This window comes from Pseudomonas sp. 2957, from assembly GCF_031456345.1.
In the GTDB taxonomy this organism is placed as follows: domain Bacteria; phylum Pseudomonadota; class Gammaproteobacteria; order Pseudomonadales; family Pseudomonadaceae; genus Aquipseudomonas; species Aquipseudomonas siliginis.
On sequence record NZ_JAVDUL010000012.1, the window covers coordinates 1 to 1,442 of the forward strand.

Here is a 1,442-nt window from a genome sequence, read left to right on the forward strand (position 1 = left end):
CGGGGAGTCGGCAAACAGACTTTGATCCGGAGATGTCTGAATGGGGGAACCCAGCCATCATAAGATGGTTATCTTGTACTGAATACATAGGTGCAAGAGGCGAACCAGGGGAACTGAAACATCTAAGTACCCTGAGGAAAAGAAATCAACCGAGATTCCCTTAGTAGTGGCGAGCGAACGGGGACTAGCCCTTAAGTGGCTTTGAGATTAGCGGAACGCTCTGGAAAGTGCGGCCATAGTGGGTGATAGCCCTGTACGCGAAAATCTCTTAGTCATGAAATCGAGTAGGACGGAGCACGAGAAACTTTGTCTGAATATGGGGGGACCATCCTCCAAGGCTAAATACTACTGACTGACCGATAGTGAACTAGTACCGTGAGGGAAAGGCGAAAAGAACCCCGGAGAGGGGAGTGAAATAGATCCTGAAACCGTATGCGTACAAGCAGTGGGAGCAGACTTTGTTCTGTGACTGCGTACCTTTTGTATAATGGGTCAGCGACTTATTTTCAGTGGCGAGCTTAACCGAATAGGGGAGGCGTAGCGAAAGCGAGTCTTAATAGGGCGTCTAGTCGCTGGGAATAGACCCGAAACCGGGCGATCTATCCATGGGCAGGTTGAAGGTTAGGTAACACTGACTGGAGGACCGAACCGACTACCGTTGAAAAGTTAGCGGATGACCTGTGGATCGGAGTGAAAGGCTAATCAAGCTCGGAGATAGCTGGTTCTCCTCGAAAGCTATTTAGGTAGCGCCTCATGTATCACTGTAGGGGGTAGAGCACTGTTTCGGCTAGGGGGTCATCCCGACTTACCAAACCGATGCAAACTCCGAATACCTACAAGTGCCGAGCATGGGAGACACACGGCGGGTGCTAACGTCCGTCGTGAAAAGGGAAACAACCCAGACCGTCAGCTAAGGTCCCAAAGTTATGGTTAAGTGGGAAACGATGTGGGAAGGCTTAGACAGCTAGGAGGTTGGCTTAGAAGCAGCCACCCTTTAAAGAAAGCGTAATAGCTCACTAGTCGAGTCGGCCTGCGCGGAAGATGTAACGGGGCTCAAACCATACACCGAAGCTACGGGTATCACCTTCGGGTGATGCGGTAGAGGAGCGTTCTGTAAGCCTGTGAAGGTGAGTTGAGAAGCTTGCTGGAGGTATCAGAAGTGCGAATGCTGACATGAGTAACGACAATGGGTGTGAAAAACACCCACGCCGAAAGACCAAGGTTTCCTGCGCAACGTTAATCGACGCAGGGTTAGTCGGTCCCTAAGGCGAGGCTGAAAAGCGTAGTCGATGGAAAACAGGTTAATATTCCTGTACTTCTGGTTATTGCGATGGAGGGACGGAGAAGGCTAGGCCAGCTTGGCGTTGGTTGTCCAAGTTTAAGGTGGTAGGCTGAGATCTTAGGTAAATCCGGGATCTTAAGGCCGAGAGCTGATGACGAGT

The 1,442-nt window shown here is 50.8% G+C and carries 1 rRNA gene; it reads left to right on the forward strand.

Features of this window, described 5'->3' with window-relative positions:
* Positions 1-1,442, forward strand: a 23S ribosomal RNA gene (locus J2Y39_RS26380); the annotation flags it as partial.